The following is a 967-nucleotide window of genomic DNA, read 5'->3' as shown; positions in this document are numbered from 1 at the left end:
AGCCTGGGTCGTGCCAAGCGCCTGGAAGATGCGCGCGGCCGCTACATCGAGTTCTGCAAGAACAGTTTCGGCTCGGACCTGACGCTCAAGGGGCTGAAGATCGTCGTCGACGCAGCCCACGGCGCGGCCTATCACGTTGCGCCCGATGTCTTCCATGAGCTGGGCGCAGAGGTCATCTCGATCGGCTGCAAGCCCGACGGCTTCAACATCAATGCCGGCTTCGGCGCGACAGCGCCCGGGGCCCTTGTCGAGGCTGTCAAGGCCAACGGCGCCCATTACGGCGTGGCGCTGGACGGCGACGCCGACCGGCTGCAGCTGGTGGACGCCAACGGTCGCCTCTACAACGGTGACGAACTGCTCTACGTGATGGTGGCCGATCGCCTCGCCCAAGGGCTGCGCGTGCCGGGCGCCGTCGGTACGCTGATGACCAATATGGCCGTCGAGCTGGCGCTGCGTTCGCGCGACGTCGAATTCGTGCGCGCCAAGGTCGGCGACCGCTATGTACTGGAAGAGTTGGCCGCGCGCGGCTGGCAGCTGGGCGGCGAGGGCTCTGGCCACCTGCTGGCGCTGGACAAGCACACCACGGGCGACGGCATCGTCAGCGCGCTGCTGGTGCTGCAGGCCGTCTGCCGCAGCGGACGCGGCCTGGCGGAGCAGTTGCAAGGCGTGGACCTGTTCCCGCAGACCTTGATCAACGTGCGCCTGGCTGCCGGCCAGGACTGGAAGAGCAGCACGCGCCTGGCCGAGGAGCAGGCGGCGGTGATGGCCGAGCTGGGCAACAAGGGTCGCATCCTGATCCGCGCCTCGGGCACCGAGCCTTTGCTGCGCGTCATGGTCGAGGCCTCGGATGCCACAGTGGCCCAGCGCTGTGCCCAGCGCCTGGTGGATGCTGTCTCGTCTTGAAACGGAGCCCCTCGTCCAGTCTCGCGCTGCTGAACGCATGCGTGCCTGACCGGTCCCCCAAGGG

General features: G+C 68.1%; 1 protein-coding gene. It reads left to right on the top strand.

Going from position 1 to position 967, the window contains the following annotated elements; genetic code table 11:
- Positions 1 to 903 (top strand): phosphohexomutase domain-containing protein (locus AC1DU6_RS32930; RefSeq protein WP_477862493.1); only part of this gene is annotated, 903 nt, incomplete at its 5' end.
- Positions 904 to 967 lie beyond the last annotated feature (64 nt).

Source organism: Roseateles sp. P5_B10 (assembly GCF_056400485.1).
Note: the sequence above shows the minus strand (reverse complement) of the source record. Positions and strands in the feature narration are given on the sequence as shown.